Source organism: Roseibium alexandrii DFL-11 (assembly GCF_000158095.2).
GTDB lineage: Bacteria > Pseudomonadota > Alphaproteobacteria > Rhizobiales > Stappiaceae > Roseibium > Roseibium alexandrii.
In genome coordinates this window covers 3,336,153-3,352,779 of sequence record NZ_CM011002.1, presented here as the reverse complement: position 1 = coordinate 3,352,779, position 16,627 = coordinate 3,336,153, and the positions used below count along the sequence as shown (strand labels likewise).

The 16,627-nt window shown below is 58.1% G+C and carries 12 protein-coding genes and 1 pseudogene; 7 read left to right on the top strand and 6 right to left on the bottom strand.

The features are described from left to right. The first annotated feature begins 3 nt into the window (after positions 1–3). The 6 genes from addB (at position 4) to SADFL11_RS15415 (ending at position 8,998) form a co-directional block, all read left to right on the top strand. Complete coding sequence (gene addB, locus SADFL11_RS15440; protein WP_008189525.1) at positions 4–3,144, top strand: double-strand break repair protein AddB; 3,141 nt, start codon at positions 4–6, stop codon at positions 3,142–3,144. Next, positions 3,141–6,656 carry a double-strand break repair helicase AddA gene (gene addA, locus SADFL11_RS15435; protein WP_050776028.1) on the top strand — a complete coding sequence of 1,172 codons (3,516 nt, stop codon included), beginning with the start codon at positions 3,141–3,143 and terminating at the stop codon, positions 6,654–6,656. The genes addB and addA overlap by 4 nt, the downstream gene beginning before the upstream one ends. A gap of 85 nt (positions 6,657–6,741) precedes the next feature. Next, positions 6,742–7,062, top strand: a complete 321-nt coding sequence (gene trxA / locus SADFL11_RS15430) for a thioredoxin (protein WP_008194002.1) — start codon at positions 6,742–6,744, stop codon at positions 7,060–7,062. A gap of 151 nt (positions 7,063–7,213) precedes the next feature. After that, positions 7,214–7,849 (top strand): nucleotide exchange factor GrpE, encoded by a 636-nt coding sequence (gene grpE, locus SADFL11_RS15425; protein ID WP_008194207.1) that lies wholly within the window; start codon positions 7,214–7,216, stop codon positions 7,847–7,849. Positions 7,850–7,924: 75 nt separating this feature from the next. Beyond that, positions 7,925–8,536 (top strand): trimeric intracellular cation channel family protein, encoded by a 612-nt coding sequence (locus SADFL11_RS15420; RefSeq protein WP_008196808.1) that lies wholly within the window; start codon positions 7,925–7,927, stop codon positions 8,534–8,536. 87 nt (positions 8,537–8,623) lie between these two features. After that, positions 8,624–8,998 carry a VOC family protein gene (locus SADFL11_RS15415; RefSeq protein ID WP_008197298.1) on the top strand — a complete coding sequence of 125 codons (375 nt, stop codon included), beginning with the start codon at positions 8,624–8,626 and terminating at the stop codon, positions 8,996–8,998. Positions 8,999–9,289: 291 nt separating this feature from the next. Here SADFL11_RS15415 and SADFL11_RS15410 read toward each other — a convergent pair whose 3' ends face one another. The 5 genes from SADFL11_RS15410 to SADFL11_RS15390 all read right to left on the bottom strand — a co-directional run bounded on the left by SADFL11_RS15410 (position 9,290) and on the right by SADFL11_RS15390 (position 12,491). Beyond that, positions 9,290–10,198 (bottom strand): ornithine cyclodeaminase, encoded by a 909-nt coding sequence (locus SADFL11_RS15410; protein ID WP_008194521.1) that lies wholly within the window; start codon positions 10,196–10,198, stop codon positions 9,290–9,292. Between the two features lie 10 nt (positions 10,199–10,208). Continuing rightward, a complete protein-coding gene (locus SADFL11_RS15405; protein WP_040451357.1) occupies positions 10,209–10,574 on the bottom strand; it encodes a lipopolysaccharide assembly protein LapA domain-containing protein in 366 nt (121 codons plus the stop codon). A gap of 62 nt (positions 10,575–10,636) precedes the next feature. Continuing rightward, positions 10,637–10,936: an integration host factor subunit beta gene (locus SADFL11_RS15400; RefSeq protein WP_008191762.1), complete on the bottom strand. Its 300-nt coding sequence runs from the start codon at positions 10,934–10,936 to the stop codon at positions 10,637–10,639. Between the two features lie 15 nt (positions 10,937–10,951). After that, positions 10,952–11,938: a signal peptide peptidase SppA gene (gene sppA, locus SADFL11_RS15395; protein ID WP_008191492.1), complete on the bottom strand. Its 987-nt coding sequence runs from the start codon at positions 11,936–11,938 to the stop codon at positions 10,952–10,954. 124 nt (positions 11,939–12,062) lie between these two features. Next, positions 12,063–12,491, bottom strand: coding sequence for an FKBP-type peptidyl-prolyl cis-trans isomerase (locus SADFL11_RS15390; RefSeq protein ID WP_008193857.1), 429 nt, complete (start codon positions 12,489–12,491; stop codon positions 12,063–12,065). A gap of 245 nt (positions 12,492–12,736) precedes the next feature. Between SADFL11_RS15390 and SADFL11_RS15385 the strand changes: the two genes are divergently transcribed. Then, complete coding sequence (locus SADFL11_RS15385; protein WP_050776180.1) at positions 12,737–14,752, top strand: bifunctional metallophosphatase/5'-nucleotidase; 2,016 nt, start codon at positions 12,737–12,739, stop codon at positions 14,750–14,752. Between the two features lie 108 nt (positions 14,753–14,860). Here the strand turns inward: SADFL11_RS15385 and rpsA are convergent. Beyond that, positions 14,861–16,573, bottom strand: a pseudogene (gene rpsA / locus SADFL11_RS15380) (30S ribosomal protein S1); the annotation flags it as partial. Between the last annotated feature and the right edge of the window lie 54 nt (positions 16,574–16,627).

Here is a 16,627-nt window from a genome sequence, read left to right as displayed (position 1 = left end):
GAGATGCCGGACCAGCCCCGTCTTTTTACAATCCCGCCCGCCGTTTCCTTTCTTGAGACCTTTGTAGACAAGCTTGTTGATGGGCAACTCGTGCCAGGGTTCCGGCCGCTGGATGATCCGCTGTTGTTGTCGTCAGCAACGCTTTACCTACCGACGCGCCGCGCTGCGCGCCTGCTGCCAGACTTGTTTCAAATAGCCCTCGGTGGCAGGCCTGTACTCTTGCCAATCATCCGGCCCGTCGGCGATGCCGACGAGGACATCCAATCTCTGAGTTCCGGCCCGGACCTCGAACCGCTGCCGCCAGCGATGCCGCTGATCGACCGGCATCTGGCGATGACCCGGCTGGTTATGGCCTGGAAAGGGGCTTTGCGCCGCGAAGCTCTGGCTCTGCGGTCCGATGAGCCGCTTGGGCTTCCCGCTTCGACCGCCGATGCAGCCTGGCTGGCTGGCGATCTCCTGACCCTGATGGATGAAGTGGAAACGGAAGAGGCGGACTGGAGCGAGCTTGCCGGGCTGGTGCCGGACGATCATGCTCGCTATTGGCAGATCACTCTGGACTTCCTGAAGATTGTTCAGGAGGCCTGGCCGGCGCACTTGGCAGAACTCGGCAAGATGGACCCGAAGGCCCGCCGCTCCGCGCTGATCCGGCGGGAAGCCCAACGGATTGCCGCGACACCGCCAAAAGGCCCTGTCATCGTGGCAGGCGTAACCGGCTCGGTGCCGGCAACGGCTGAACTTCTGAAAGCCGTGGCCGGGTTGGAGCAGGGTGTTATTGTGCTGCCCGGGCTGGATCTGGACCTTGACGACCGGTCCTGGGAGGCGCTTGGCCAGCGGTTTGTAACCGGCACACGGCATGGAAGCGATACAAAAACACCACCACCCTTGTCCTCTCATCCGCAGTATTCCTTGAAACAGCTGCTCGACCGCCTCGGCGTTACACGTGCAGATGTTCGCGCGCTTGATGATCCCGGCGATATTCTCAGTCAGCGCCAGAGATTGGTCTCAGAAGCATTGCGGCCAGCGGACACCTCCGACGGCTGGACAAGTTATTTGGATGCGACCCCGATCGAAGTCCGATCGGCTGCACTCAACAATGTCTCTCTAATGACGGCTCGCAACGAGGCAGATGAAGCGTTGAGCCTTGCGATTGCCTTGCGGGAGGCAATCGAACTCGGTGAGACCGCAGCGCTGATCTCTCCGGACAGGATGCTGACCCGCCGCGTGGCGGCAGAGCTTGCGCGTTGGAATATCCAGGCTGACGACAGTGCTGGCCGGCCGCTCGATCAGACCGCGCCGGCCATCCTGACGATCCTGGCGGCGAAGCTTGCGCTGAACGGTTGTGAACCAATTGATCTTCTGGCCCTTTTGAAACATCCACTGGCGCGTCTCGGCCTGCCCATCAAGGATATCCGTGCCGCTGCTCGGGCATTGGAGCGCGGGGTGATCCGCGGCGAGCGGCCCCGCCCCGGTACCGATGGTTTGATCATGGCCGTAGAGGCCTGCCGGGCCGCTGCCGAGAATGCACACACGCCACGCTGGAAGAAGGTGCACGAGGGCGATTGGGATGTGATCGCGGATCTCGCAGCACGCCTTCAGAGCGCGCTCGCACCGCTGGAAAACATGGCCGGAGATCGTGACCCGGTGCCGGTGGAACACCTCGTTCAGGCGCATGTCGATGTCATGCAGGCGATTTCTGCGGATGAGACAGGGGCCGCGGATGAGCTTTATGCAGCCGAGGCAGGTGAGGCGCTGGCGGCGTTCTGGTCCGGGTTGTTGGAAGCAGAGGCCAGCGGTCTTGCTGTGCCGCCGCATGAATGGCCATCCGTTCTGTCGGCATTGATGTCGGGGGACGCCGTGCGCCGGCGCTTGCCGCGGGATCCGCGGGTGCAAATCCTCGGGCCAATGGAAGCACGCCTGCAAGCATTCGATTTTGTCATTCTCGGCGGGCTCAACGAGGGCACGTGGCCGCAGCGTACCCGCAACGATCCCTGGCTCAATCGGCCAATGAAACGGGATATGGGGCTGGAACCCCCTGAGCGGCGCCTGGGAGCGGCCGCCCATGATTTTGCACAAGGGATGGGTGCCAAGCGGGTCCTTCTTTCCCGTGCCGCAAGGGCTGATGGGGCTCCAACCGTTGCATCAAGATGGCTTCAGCGTCTGACCACTTTAGCCGGACCGGAGATCGCAGCTGGGATGGAAGCGCGGGGCAACCGTTATTCGCAACTCGCAGCGCTGTTGGATCGTCAGGCCGGCGATGTGCGTCCCGCAGACCGGCCTGCCCCGAAACCTCCATTGGGAGCGCGACCGAAAACGCTGTCGGTGACCGAAATCGAACGGCTTGTGCGGGATCCCTACGCGATCTTTGCCCGGCATTCGCTGGAGTTGCAGCCGGTCGATCCGATCGGTGGGGAGCCGGGAGCCGCCGACAAGGGCAATCTCATTCACGATGCACTTGCAGAGTTCTTGTCGACCTGGACCGGGCCGTTTGACGAAACGGCGGTGACGGCTTTGCTTGAGATCGGAGAAGAGCTGTTCGAACCGCTGGACGCGTTCCCGGCAATCCGGGCGCTCTGGTGGCCGCGGTTCCAGCGGATTGCTGAAGGGTTTGTCGCGTTTGAGGCCAAGAGGTCTTTGCACGTCGAAAAACGGTTCCTGGAGATCGGCGGCGGTGTCGAGCTGAAACTGCCCGGTCTGGATTTCCGCCTGCGCGGGCGGGCCGATCGCATCGATCTGATGAGTTCTGGGTCTCTTTCCGTCATTGACTACAAGACTGGCCAGGTGCCGTCGCAAAAACAGGTGGATGCTCTGTTGTCGCCACAGCTGCCACTGGAAGCGGCGATGATCCAGCGCGGTGGTTTCAAGGATGTGCCAGCTGGTGACCCGGTCGGTGAACTGCTTTATCTGCAGCTGAAAGGGGGGACTGACGCTGTGCTCGAAGTCGGCCGGAACCCGAAAGATGCGGCATTGGAGGAGCTCATCGAGGATGCCTGGCAGCGTCTCGAACAATTGATCGCCCATTATGCCAAGGAAGAGACCGGCTATCTCTCCCGGGCCCGCGTCATGCAGGGCCGTCAGATCGATGGTCCTTATGACCATCTGGCACGCGCGCAAGAATGGGCGCTTGGCGGGGAGGACCCGGCATGAGTGGCTTTCAGATCCCCGACCTCACCCGGCAGCGTCAGGATCTTGCATCGCGCCCCCGTGCGTCCGCCTGGGTGAGTGCGAACGCCGGATCGGGAAAGACCTTTGTCCTGTCGCGCAGGGTCGTCCGGCTCCTGCTGGATGGCACCGACCCATCCCGTATTCTGGCGCTGACCTTCACTAAGGCTGCGGCCGCTGAAATGGCGACCCGCGTCTTCAAGATCCTCGGCACCTGGGTGACGATGGACGATGCGGATCTCGCAAAAGAACTCTTTGAGATTGAGGGACGTCATCCGGATGCCGCCCGGATCGCGATGGCCCGGCGTCTGTTTGCCCGTGCGCTTGAAACACCGGGTGGCCTTAAGATCCAAACCATCCACGGCTTTTGCGAAGCACTTCTCCATCAGTTCCCGCTTGAGGCCAATGTCGCTGGTCACTTCAACGTTCTCGACGACCGCATCGCGGCTGAATTGATGGCGGAAGCGCGCGCCAGTGTGCTTCACAAGGCGGAGATGGAGCCGGACAGTCCGTTCGGCCAGGCGCTTGCATCTGTTATCGATCTGATGAGCGACGGCGGTGCGCAAAAGGCCTTGGATGAACTCATTCAGAACCGCGATGCGTTCCGACGCTGGACGGTCGATGCGGGTGGTTTGGAACCAGCATTACACGCCCTGGCGGATGATCTTGAAATTGATCCGGCTCAGCAGCTTTCAGATTTCGACCGCCGTTTTCGCTCTGAATGTCCGTTCGATTTGAACACCTGCCTCAGCTACTCGGAAGCGCTGAACACGGGCACGAAAACGGATCAGGGCAAGGCAGAGGCGCTTGTCGCGGCAATCCGCCAGACCGACCCGGGCCTTTTCCGAGAGGCCTGGCTTCCGGTCTTCCTGACAGGCAAGCTTGAAGCAAGGAAATCGCTGGCGACCAAGAAAGTGACGGAAGCGTTTCCGGACATGGTCGATGCGCTTATTGCGGAACAAGCCCGGCTTTTGGAACTTCTGGACGAGCGCCGGAAGGTCGTGACCTATGCGGGCACCGTCGCGCTTTTGCGGCTCGCGGATGCTGTGATCACGTATTACGAACGGGCGAAGACGGCCAAAGGCTACCTGGATTTTGAAGATCTGGTGGTCAAGACGGCCACGCTGCTCGCCAAATCGGACGCGGCTCAGTGGGTGCAATACAAGCTCGATCAGGGCTTGGATCATATCCTCGTTGACGAGGCGCAGGACACGAGCCCGCGCCAGTGGGAGGTGGTCAACGCTTTGGCCGCGGAGTTCTTCGTCGGTGACAGCGGGCGTGAAAAGGTCCGGACCCTCTTTGCGGTGGGGGACGAGAAACAGTCGATCTATTCCTTTCAAGGCGCTGTTCCGGCTTACTTCGATCAAATGCGCCGGGCCTTTTCCAGACAGGCACAAAGCGCGGAGCAGGAGTTTCACTCCGTAAACCTTCAGCTCTCATTCCGCTCGACACCGGATGTCTTGGGGGCGGTTGATGAGGTGTTCAAAGACGCCAGCGCTTATCAAGGGCTATCGCAAGACGGCGTGGCCCCGGTTCATGAGGCGATCCGGCTGGATCCCGGGATTGTTGATCTTTGGCCGCTGGAAACTGAGGCCGAGGTGAGCGAACCCGATGACTGGCGGTTGCCGGTCGATCACGTCGGCTCAGGCAGCCCGATGTTGAAGGTCGCCAAGCGGATCGCGTCAACTATCAAAGGCTGGATGCTGGACGGGACCGCAGAGCCGGGTGATGTCATGATCCTGGTCCGTAAGCGTGGCCCGTTCGTGGAGGCGCTGAACCGGGAGCTGAAAAATCTCAACATCCCGGCGGCCGGCTCAGACAGACTGATTCTCACAGATCATATCGCGGTTCAGGATCTCGCAGCTCTCGGGCGTTTTCTTCTTCTGCCGGAAGACGATCTTTCTCTGGCGGCTGTTTTGAAAAGCCCGCTGTTCGGTCTGGACGACATGGATCTTCTGGAAGTCGCGCGCGAAACAGATGAAAAAATTCGCCCCGGTACGCTCTGGCAGATGCTGGTCAAGCGATCCGAAGCGTCCACAAAATGGCAGGAGGTTCGCCGGCAGCTTGAGGACTGGCGGGCACGGGCGGACTTTGTACCTCCCTATGAGTTCTATGCCCGACTGCTTGGGGCGGACGGAGGACGTCAGGCGTTCCGCCGCCGCCTCGGCGTTGAGGTTGATGATGTCCTGGATGAATTCCTCGCTCTGACGATTGCCTATGAGCAGGCCGGAACGCCCGGTCTGGAAGGGTTCCTCGCCTGGATGGCCGCCGCCCCGACGGAGATCAAGCGCGAGTTGACGAACACCAAAGGCATGGTGCGCATCATGACGGTCCACGGCTCCAAGGGGCTGGAAGCGCGGATTGTCATTCTGGTTGATCCCGGTGGCGCGCCGGTGAGTGCAATTCACGATCCAAGCTTCTTGCCGCGGCCGCGTCCCGGACACGACTTATCACCGCCTTCTCTTGTCTGGCTGCCGCCGAAGACGGATCGTATCAGCTGGCATGACGAAGCGGTTGAAACACTCCGGAAGGGGCAGGAAGAAGAATACCGCCGTCTACTTTATGTCGCGCTCACACGTGCCGAAGATCGATTGATTGTCTGCGGCTGGGAGCCGAAACGCGGTGCGCATGACAATTGCTGGTATTCGCTCGTGTCTGCTGCCTTGAAGCCACAAGCCAAAGAGCTGCACGATGCAGATGGTGATGTTGTTGGGTGGCGTTGGCAAAAGGACCCCAGTGCGGGCACCGGCAGAGCACCGTCACCCGGCCATCCTCGAACGGATGCGAGTGTGTCCGGTGACGATCACACACTGCCTGACTGGGCGCATCAACCTGTCAAACCTGTCTCCAGAAAAATCCGGCTTCAACCGTCAAAGGCGTTTGAAGACATGGAAGACAAGGATGGTATTGAACCGGTTCCGGCTGTGGCGCGCCTTGCAGCTGGACGCCAGCCGGACTCTTGGCCGTTGGAGCGGGGCCGGCTGGTCCACAGGCTTTTGGAGTTGCTGCCCGACTTACCGGCAGCGTCGCGGATGGCGGCTGCTGAGGCGTTTCTGGACCAGGCACTGAAGCCCGTCTTCGCGCCTTTCAAAGACACTTTGCTGAAAGAGCTTGCGCAGGTCCTGGAGAAACCAGAGTTTCAGCCCGTGTTCTCAGAAAATAGCCGGGCGGAAGTGGCACTAACTGGAACGATTCGTTCTGCAAACGGCACGGACGTTGAGGTGTCGGGGCAGATTGACCGCCTGATTGTGGATGGCAACGAAGTTGTGATTGTGGACTACAAGACCAATCTCCAGCCACCGGAAACTCTTGACCAAGTGCCGTTGGAGTATCGGGCGCAGCTCAGTGTTTACAAGGAGTTGCTGCGGCAGATCTATCCGGCAAAGGCAGTCCGATGTCATCTGCTTTGGACAACAGGGCCATCGTTGATGGAGATTCCGGGCGAACTTCTTGATGAAACTTTCACCGGATTGGCTCCAGAGGTCCGGCCTGCTTGACGGAGCCGCTTCGGCTACCTACGTTCCAACCAACTGACGTACCTGAACTGGGTATGTGTGAACCACCGAACCACGAGATGTTGTAATGGCTACCACCCAAGTCACCGATGCTTCCTTCGAAGCTGATGTTTTGAATTCTGACGAGCCGGTCGTTGTGGACTTTTGGGCCGAATGGTGTGGCCCGTGTAAGATGATTGCGCCGGCTTTGGAGGAAATCTCCGAAGAAATGAACGGTCAGGTCAAAATCACCAAGCTCAACATCGATGAAAACCAGGACATGGCCATGAAATATGGCGTCCGGTCCATCCCGATGCTGATCCTCTTCAAGGGCGGAGAGCCGATGGCCACTCAGGTTGGCGCTGCACCGAAAGGCAAACTTTCTGACTGGATCAAGAGCGCCCTTTAAGGCCTCAAATAGCTGTGGTTGCCGCCGGGCGCTGCAGGCAAGCTTTGCAGAGCGGCGGGTAAGGATGACGCTTATCCGCCGTTTCTCTTTGATTTTGCCGCCCCCGGACGTATAAGCAACGCCAAATGTGTCTGAGCCAAACGGAACACCAATGAGTGAAGAAAACAAATCACCGGATAATCAGCCGGACGGGCTGAAACCACAAGCTGAAGCGGTCAATGAAGCTGCCGCGGCCGCGGAGGAGAGCGCGGTCGACGCGGTGGAAGCTCTTATGGCTGAAAACGCGGAGCTGAAGGATCGGGCCCTGCGCACCATGGCGGAAATGGAAAACCTCCGCCGCCGCACGGAAAAGGAAGTCAAGGACGCGCGCCAATACGCAGTGTCTGGCTTTGCCCGTGACATGCTGACTGTTTCCGACAACCTCAGCCGTGCGCTGGAGGCTCTGCCGGAAGACGATCGCAAGAATGCAGATGCCGGTGTCGCCTCCCTCATCGAGGGCGTTGAGATGATCGAGCGTGACCTTCTGAACCAGCTTGAGAAAAATGGCGTGAGCAAGCTGGAGCCGGAAGGTCAAAAGTTTGACCCGAATTTCCACCAGGCCATGTTTGAGGTGCCGAACACAGAGGTGCCGAACAACACTGTGGTACAGGTCGTGCAGGCCGGTTATGTGATTGGCGAGCGCGTGCTACGCCCGGCTATGGTGGGCGTCTCCAAAGGCGGCCCGAAAGAGGCCCCGAAAGCAGATGCCGGCACAGAACCTGGTGAAACGGTTGATAAAAGCGCGTAAAGCGCCCTAAGATCAATGGATTGAAGCAGGCCGCCCTTCCACACGGACCGGGCGGCTTTCTTTTTGGGGGCAGGTATGCTGTTGCAATTGCTGGACTATTTGGGGGTTGCCGTCTTCGCCGTGACCGGGGGCATTGTCGCGTCCCGCAAGCAACTGGATTTCATAGCTTTTCTGTTTTTCGCGACGCTGACCGGCATTGGAGGCGGCACGCTCCGCGATCTTCTTTTGGGTGTGCCGGTCTTCTGGGTGGTCAACGAAGCCTATCTTGTCGTCTGCCTCGTTGTGAGCGTGTTCCTCTGGTTCTTCGCCCATGGGATCGAACGCTTCAACAAGCCTTTGCGCTGGGCAGATGCCGTTGGCGTCTCAGCCTATTCCGTAATGGGCGCGGCAAAGGCCCTAAACGTTGGCGACACTCTATTGGTCGCCGTTCTGATGGGTGTCTCAACCGCGACTTTCGGTGGTGTCCTGCGGGATACGCTTGCACAAGAGCCCTCTTCCATCGTCAAATCGGAGATTTATGTCAGTGCCGCGTTTGCCGGTGCTGGCAGCTATGTTTTGCTGGCCCAGTTTGGTGTTGTTCCGTGGGTGGCGGCCATTCTTGCGGGAAGCGTTGCGATGATCCTGCGTGGTGGGGCTATTCTCCATGGATGGAGCTTGCCTGGATATGGCCATCGCCGCCGGCCGTGACTTCACTCCCAGCCCCGGTTCCCCATATGCAACTACAATCAAAAGCTGTTATGTCTTCTCCTCCGGTTGAGTAGTCAGGAGGGTGCCATGTGGGAACACGGTCAGTTTTGGTGGAATGAACTGATGACCGGGGATGCTGAAAAGGCGAAAGCGTTTTATGGAAGCACGCTTGGATGGACCTTTTCTGAGATGCCGGTGGATGGCGGCGGGACCTATTGGGTTGCCAATCTCAGTGACAAGCCGGCCGGTGGGATCTTCGAGATGAGAGGCCCGGATTTCGACGGGCTGCCCGAACATTGGTTTTCCTACATCGCCGTCGACAACATCGACGAACGTCTTGAACTTGCAAAAGCCCACGGTGCCACGGTCACACGGCCGCCCTTCGATGTGCCGGGTATTGGCCGAATTGCGCTGCTCAAAGATGCAGGCGGCGCTGCGCAGGGCTGGATGACCCCTGCGTAGCGCGGCAATGCAAAAGCAAAAAAGCCGGCTCTCGTTGAACCGGCTTCGCGCCTTTACCTCAAAAAACAAGCCCGTAGGTTGTTGCGACGATCACGATCAAACTGATCGTGATTGCCGGTAGACTTGCTGAATAGGCAAGTGTCGTCAGCATGTCCTTCTCCTTTGCAAAACGACATTGTGCGACATCGGTGCCCATGCACATGTGGGTGTGCGCGAGCGGCGGCATTTTGTTCTTGTGGACGCCCCCGGATAGAGGTTGAGATGGGATGGCCGCTGTCTGAAATCCAGACGTCAGGCCTTCAAGAAAACGTGTGCGGCCAGAACGAAATCGGCAAGCCCAGTGTCCGGGCACGGTACAAAAAGTGTTCTTTGTCCATAATACCGCCGTCCGGCGCGGTCACCGCGCGCCAACTCTTCCAGATCGGCCGTCCATTCACAGTTGGTTCGCGGCGCTGATTTCAGGTTTGTGGTGAAGAGACGTGCTTCTTGCCAGAGCGTGTCCGGGACGGGTGGATTGGCCATCAAAGCATCCACGTGGCATCCAGCCGGAGGATCGAATTTAGATAGATCCATCCATTCATTGGATCCAGCCTCCGGTCCCGCCAGGCACACAATGTCTGCGCCCTCCAGAGCACTGGAAATGTCTTCTGTGATGTCGGCCGAAACATGAGAAAGTTCTGAAATGCCAGTAATCCTCCGCCGGATCTCCTTGTCCGTTCCTGCAAACAGGATCGAGGTAATGTTGCGGACAGCTGAATAGGCGGAGGTCAGGCGTGGCAGGCGCGGGTCGCTGCCAATTACGAGCAGTCGGTGAGCGTCTTCACGGGAAAGATAAGCTGCAGCTAGTGCATGTAAACCGGCGTCGCGCCATGTGGCGAGGCGAACCCCGTCCAAAAGTGCGATCGGTTGTCCGCCTTTGCCTGAGAACAACACGTAGAGGCCGGAAGGGGCGCCGATATGTTCTGGCAATGCCAGCGATAAAGAACAACCGACATAGCCGCGATCTATGTGCCCCTGTCCGGCAAAGTCGGACCACGCAGGCTGTACTGCCAAATTCCCTGCCTGCATGTCAGGGCGGGGAATGCTTGCCGTAAGTGGTGCGCAGAGCTGAGCGGATGAACGGTAACCTTGGCGAAGGATCTCGATCGCGTCCCGATCGCTCAGGCACAGGTCAATGTTGCTGCTGGAAATGATCCGCATTGGAGAGCGGTTATGCGGCGGTGCGGTTGCCCGGCCGCGGCAGGCTTGCGGTCGTAGAGCTGCCCTGTCCGTCTGTGGTCAGTTCGCGCAACTGATCGGCCTCCTTGTGCCACTTGTCCGCTTCCCGGCGTTTGACACGAGCTTCCTTGCGCCAGCGGCCTTGCTTCGCCCAAGACCCGATACCTCCGACAATGATGCCGCAGCCGAGGCTTGCAAAGATGATCCAGAATAGGGGGATATCCGGGATCGTCAAGCGTGGATCCTGCGGATCGAACGGATTGAGGGCAAGGGAGACCGTATGCCGATTGGCAACGGATAAGGGAACAAGAACAACTGCGATGGCGAGCAAGATCAAGTTCTTGATAAAGCGGGTCAAAGCAGTCTCCCTGACGGTCTGAACTAAACGCGATTGCGGCGATGAGGCAACCTTAAGGGGACTCAGTCGTCCCCGTGGTCGACACCATCATTCAACCGTATACGCATTTCTTTGCCGGTTTTGAAGAATGGAACATGTTTTTCATCCACTTCCACCTTTTGGCCGGTCCGTGGATTGCGCCCGATCCGGGCAGGACGGTTTTTGACAGAAAAGGCCCCAAAACCCCTGAGTTCAACGCGGTCTCCGCGCATCAGCGCTTCAGTGATCTCATCAAGAATTGCATTGACTATGTTTTCGACATCCCGCTGATAGAGATGTGGATTTTGTTCGGCAATATGCTGAACAAGCTCTGATTTGATCATGAAGAGCCCCCTCGATTACGGTTTTTTGTCTGCCGCTACTGGAGCCTGCCAAACCGACACGAGCCCGTCAAGCATAAGGTCCCGAGAAATCAGCCCTTTAGCCTCATTTAGTGGCTCCAGGACAGCCAAACCGAAGCCTTTGCCGATTTCCCGGGAGACCCGGGACGCAAATGGCAGTTCTTCGATGCTCTCTGTTGTTGTCCAGGTGATGACCGGAAGGTCTTTGGCAACGCCTTTTTCCGTTTCGAGCCAGGAAACCGCTGTTTCTTCACCGCCGATGGCATCTACGAGCTTCTCCTGAAGGGCCCTTTGACCCAGCAAAACACGGCCGTCGGCGAGTTCCAAGGCTTTGGATTTGTCCAGATCCCGGCGCTCGGCGAGAATGTCGACAAACCAGTTGTAGGAATCGGTCACCATTGCCTGCAACATCGCTTTGGCTTCTGGTGTCGCGGGTGAATAGAAGTCAGGTTCGGCTTTGAGTGGAGCGCTTTTGACCGCTTCCATGGAAACACCGACCGTTTCCAGCAGCTTTTCAAAGTTGCCGAACTGGAAGAGGACACCGATGGAGCCGGTGATGGTGTTGTAGCGTGCGACAATATGATCCGCAGACATGGCGATCAGGTAACCGGCGGAGGTTCCGATTGTGCGCATTTCGGCAACAATAGGTTTCTTCTCCGAGAGTTTGCGCAAAGCGTTGTAAATCGCTTCGCCGCCGGTTGTGCTGCCGCCTGGAGAGTTGATTGAAACAATCACGCCCTTCACAGCGTCGGATTTACCGATCTTTTCCAGCATCTCCAGAGTTTTGCGGTTTTCCAGGATCATGCCTTCAATCGGGATGCGCGCTATGTGGGCGGACCGTTTCGACATGTTCGCAGCGCCCGCAAAATACACAAGGCCGCCGATCAGAACCAAGGCGGCTACAAGAAATGTTGCCACCCGCCAGAATGTCACCTTCCGCCGCAAACGCCTGCGATCAACCAATGCATCGACATCCATCGCCATTGCGCGAAAAACTCCAAATCTATCATCGCCATTCAGGTGGCTCGGACCCTAGGCCCGAGGCGCCGAAATTGCAAACACTGGATCAATACGTAGGGGTTGAATAAGGCGAATTAACAGCCTTTTCTCAATTGATGCCTGTCAGCTGAATCGCGAATGTCAGGTTTTTGCCGGCCAGCGGATGGTTGGCATCCAGAACAACTTGGTCGTCGTCAAACGACACGACGACAACACTCATCACCTGGCCGTCCGCGGTCTGGCCTTGCAGCTGCATCCCTATTTCCAGCGGAACATTTTCCGGGATCTGCGTCCGCGGCACTGTTTGCTGAGCATCCGGGTTGTGCGGCCCGTACGCATCTTCGGCTGCAATCGTAACGGTTTTTTCGTCACCGACCTTCATGCCGGGGATCTCGCGGTCGAGGCCCGTAATGATCTGGCCGGAGCCAACTGTGAATTCGAGTGGTTCGCGGCCTTCCGAACTATCGAAAACCGATCCGTCGTCCAGAGTTCCCTTGTAATGAAGTTGCACCGTATCGCCCTGTTTGGCTTCGGTCATGAGGCGTATCGCAATTCTGTCTTGGGGTGGGTTTTGAGGCCGCAGTCTGCTGCAGGTGCTCGTCTCTTGCGGATAAGCCTACTGTACTGGGTAATAAAACGAAACCCGCTATCCGAGGCAAAGACTTGGAGGCGACCTGCATTGCCTAAGTCCTTATCAGGCTATTCATTTTGCTGACACTTGGCCGTGGAAGAGGACACGCGTCCTTTCCAATCCATTCTGCCGATCCGGCCAAGGAGGTTATTATGTCGAACCCGGTTTCATCTGGGCTGTCGCGCCGTTCATTTTTGAAAACAGGGGCCGTCGTTGCTGGCACGACGCTTATCCCATCCATTGTTTCCTTCCGTGCCCATGCCAAGGCTGGACCTGGTGAGCTTGCCATGGTTCCAACGGAGCCAAACCCGAACGGGGTGTTCGAGCGCTTGTTTCTTTTGAAAGGCGATCCGCTTGCTGGGCCGATCCGGACGATCGTGACCGAAGAGGGCAATCCTGTCCCGATGCCAACGCTTGAAGATGGTGAGCGACGTGTGCTCCGGGTTCTGCATTTCAACGACATGCACAACCACTTGACAGAAATGCATGGCAAACGGGGTGACACGCACCGGTTCTCACAAATCGTGAAGATGGTCAAAGACATCCGCGGAGGCGCGAAGGAAGACGAGATCGTTCTTTTTGTATCTGCCGGCGACGACCACACCGGTTCGATCTTTGATGAACTGATGGGTTGGGCACCAGAGGAGTTTGTTGCCGATGCGGGTTACCGGGCGAATTCCGCCGCTGGTGTCGACATCGCCGTACTAGGCAATCACGAATTTGATCGGGGCGCGGAACTTCTGAAGTTGGGAATTGATACCGATGCAGACTTCCCGGTTCTGTCAGCCAATATTCATGGCTCCAAACACGTTGCGCGTGACGAAGACTACGTGGCTGCGGCCATTGCCGAAGTGAAAGGCCTTCGGGTGGGTTTCATTGGTTTGACAACAGCAGTCGATACCCGTGTTGGCCAGCCGGACGATCCGGATCTTGCCGTTGCCAGCCCGGTGGAGGCCGCACGCAACCTGACCCCGGCACTGTCTGAAATTTGTGATGTGATTGTTGTGTTGTCGCACTGCGGTTACGGCGGCGATCAGCATAAGAGCGGTAAAGCTGCAACATCCCGCACAATCGGCGAAGGTGACTTTGCAATCGCGGATGCCGTTGGCCCGCTGACCGACAAGCCGGTGGTCTTGATTGGCGGTCATTCGCACACAACGCTGAACGAGAGTGGCATCAACACCGACAATGTCGTTAACGGCGTCCTGATCACCCAGGCCAACGCCCACGGCAAATTCCTGGGCGATGTCGCCATGTCGATCGCAGCGGATCAGGGGCGCAAAGGCTGGTTCACTTCCGTTGGTCTTCATCCGACCAAGAAACGCGACCAGCGCGTCGCGGCGGACGATCCAAAATTCGCCTCACTCGAACAGCCGGAAGACTACGACCAAGCATTCGAGGAAGCGCATATTGCGCCGATGATCAAGGCGCTCGATACCAAACTGGCGGAAGTCATTGGACAGGTTTCTGACGATAAGGGCCTGACCTCGGAAGAGACCTTTGCAGACCGGTATGTTGGTGAAGTCGCACTTGCGAACTACATGAACGATGCGCTGGTTGAAGCATCCAAGGCCTTCCCAGGCGGCCCCGTCGATCTGGCGATTTTCAATGCAACTGGATTGTCCGCCGGCATCGCCAAGGGCGATCTGACCTTCCGCGGCTGGTACGACGTGATGCCGTATGCGGATGCGGTCCATGTTGCGGAAATGACCGGCGCGCAGCTGAAGGAAATGCTCGATAACAACGCAAAGCGTCTGCTGCGTCCCGAAGAAGCGGAAAGCGTTGACATGAAGGGCTTTGTGTCGCGTGGCTTCCTGCATTTCTCCAAGGATCTGCGTTACAAGATCGTACTCGGGTCCACGGCGGCAGAAGCGCGGGCAGTTGATATAATGGTTCAGGGCAAACCGCTTGATGAGCAGCTCGACAAGACCTTCCGTGTGGCTTTCAACACCTACATCGCGCTAGGCGCGTTCGGCGAAACCTGGAACGGCAAACCGATCGGCGCTGATGTTCCAGGGAACATTGCCAGCTACGATGTTCGCAAGCTTCCGTTTGAGCACACCGGTTTGGTTTACCGGAACGAAGTGATCTCTCACATCCGCAAGACTGGTACCGTCGGCCCCGAAACTGGCGCCAAGAAAGACGGCCGCCTAACAATCGCGCAATAAGATGTGGTGGGCATCAGTCTGCCCGCCATACTCTTAATAACCCAAACAAAAAGCCCGGCATCGCTGCCGGGCTTTCGCGTTTCTGGCTTCTGAAAAGAAGCAGGTAACTTAGTCGTCATCCTGCTGCTTCAAAGCAGCACCCAGGATGTCGCCGAGGGACGCGCCGGAGTCGGAAGAACCGTACTGTGCGACAGCTTCCTTCTCTTCTGCGATTTCCAGCGCCTTGATGGAGGCGGAAACGCGGCGGGTCTTTTTGTCGAACTGCGTGATGCGCGCATCGAACTTGTCACCGACGGAGAACTTCTCCGGACGCTGCTCGTCCCGGTCACGGGAAAGGTCAGCGCGGCGAACGAATGCAGTCAGGTCGCTGTCTGCGATCTTCACGTCCAGGCCACCGTCTTTGATCTCGATGACTTCACAAGTCACAATCGCGTTCTTGCGGATTTCGCCAGCGGCACCGGCTTCCATCGGGTCGCCGGAGAGCTGCTTGATGCCGAGAGAGATGCGCTCTTTCTCAACGTCAACGTCAAGAACGATGGCCTTGACCATGTCGCCCTTCTTGTACTCCTCGATGACCTGTTCGCCCGGACGGTTCCAGTCCAGATCGCTGAGGTGAACCATGCCGTCAACGTCGCCGTCAAGGCCGATGAAGAGACCGAATTCGGTCTTGTTCTTCACTTCACCTTCAACTTCGGTGTTGATCGGGAACTGCTCAGCGAAGGCATCCCACGGGTTCTGCAGGGTCTGCTTGAGGCCCAGGGAGATGCGGCGCTTGACCGGGTCGACTTCCAGGATCATCACTTCGACTTCCTGAGAAGTGGAAACGATCTTGCCCGGATGGACGTTCTTCTTGGTCCAGGACATTTCGGAAACGTGGATCAGGCCTTCGATGCCCGGCTCCAGTTCGACGAATGCACCGTAGTCGGTGATGTTGGTCACGCGGCCGCTGAACTTGGCTTCGATCGGGTACTTGGCTTCAATGCCATCCCACGGATCAGCCTCAAGCTGCTTCATGCCAAGGCTGATGCGGTGTGTTTCCTGGTTGACGCGGATGATCTGAACCTTGACGGTCTGACCGATCGTGAGAACCTCGGACGGATGGTTGATGCGGCGCCACGCGATGTCGGTGACGTGCAGCAGGCCATCGATGCCGCCGAGATCGACGAACGCACCGTAGTCGGTGATGTTCTTGACGACACCCTCGACAGTGTGACCTTCTTCCAGGCTCTGAACCAGTTCCGAACGCTGTTCGGCACGGGTTTCTTCCAGAACAACACGGCGGGACACAACAATGTTGCCGCGGCGCTTGTCCATTTTCAGGATCTGGAAAGGCTGCGGCGTGTGCATCAGCGGAGTGACGTCGCGAACTGGACGGATGTCCACTTGCGAACGCGGCAGGAAGGCAACAGCGCCATCCAGATCGACGGTGAAGCCGCCTTTGACCTGGTTGAAGATCTGGCCGTTGACTTTTTCGTTGGCTTCGAAAGCCACTTCCAGGCGAACCCAGCTTTCTTCGCGGCGCGCTTTTTCGCGCGACAGAACAGCTTCGCCGAGGGCGTTTTCGACACGCTCCAGGTAAACTTCGACTTCGTCGCCGACGTTCATTTCGCCATCACGGCCTTTGGCGCCGAATTCCTTCAGCGGCACGCGGCCTTCAACTTTCAGACCAACGTCGATAACGGCGAGGTCTTTCTCGATAGCGACGACGGTGCCTTTGACAACAGCACCTTCGTACAGGTCGTTCTGGACGAAGGACTCTTCGAGAAGAGCCGCAAAGTCTTCCATGGAGGGATTAAAATCAGACATAGATACTCCTAGCGCCTTTTGGCGCGCCGCCGGCGGGTTGGTGTTGCACTCCGAAGCTTCTGTCTCCCG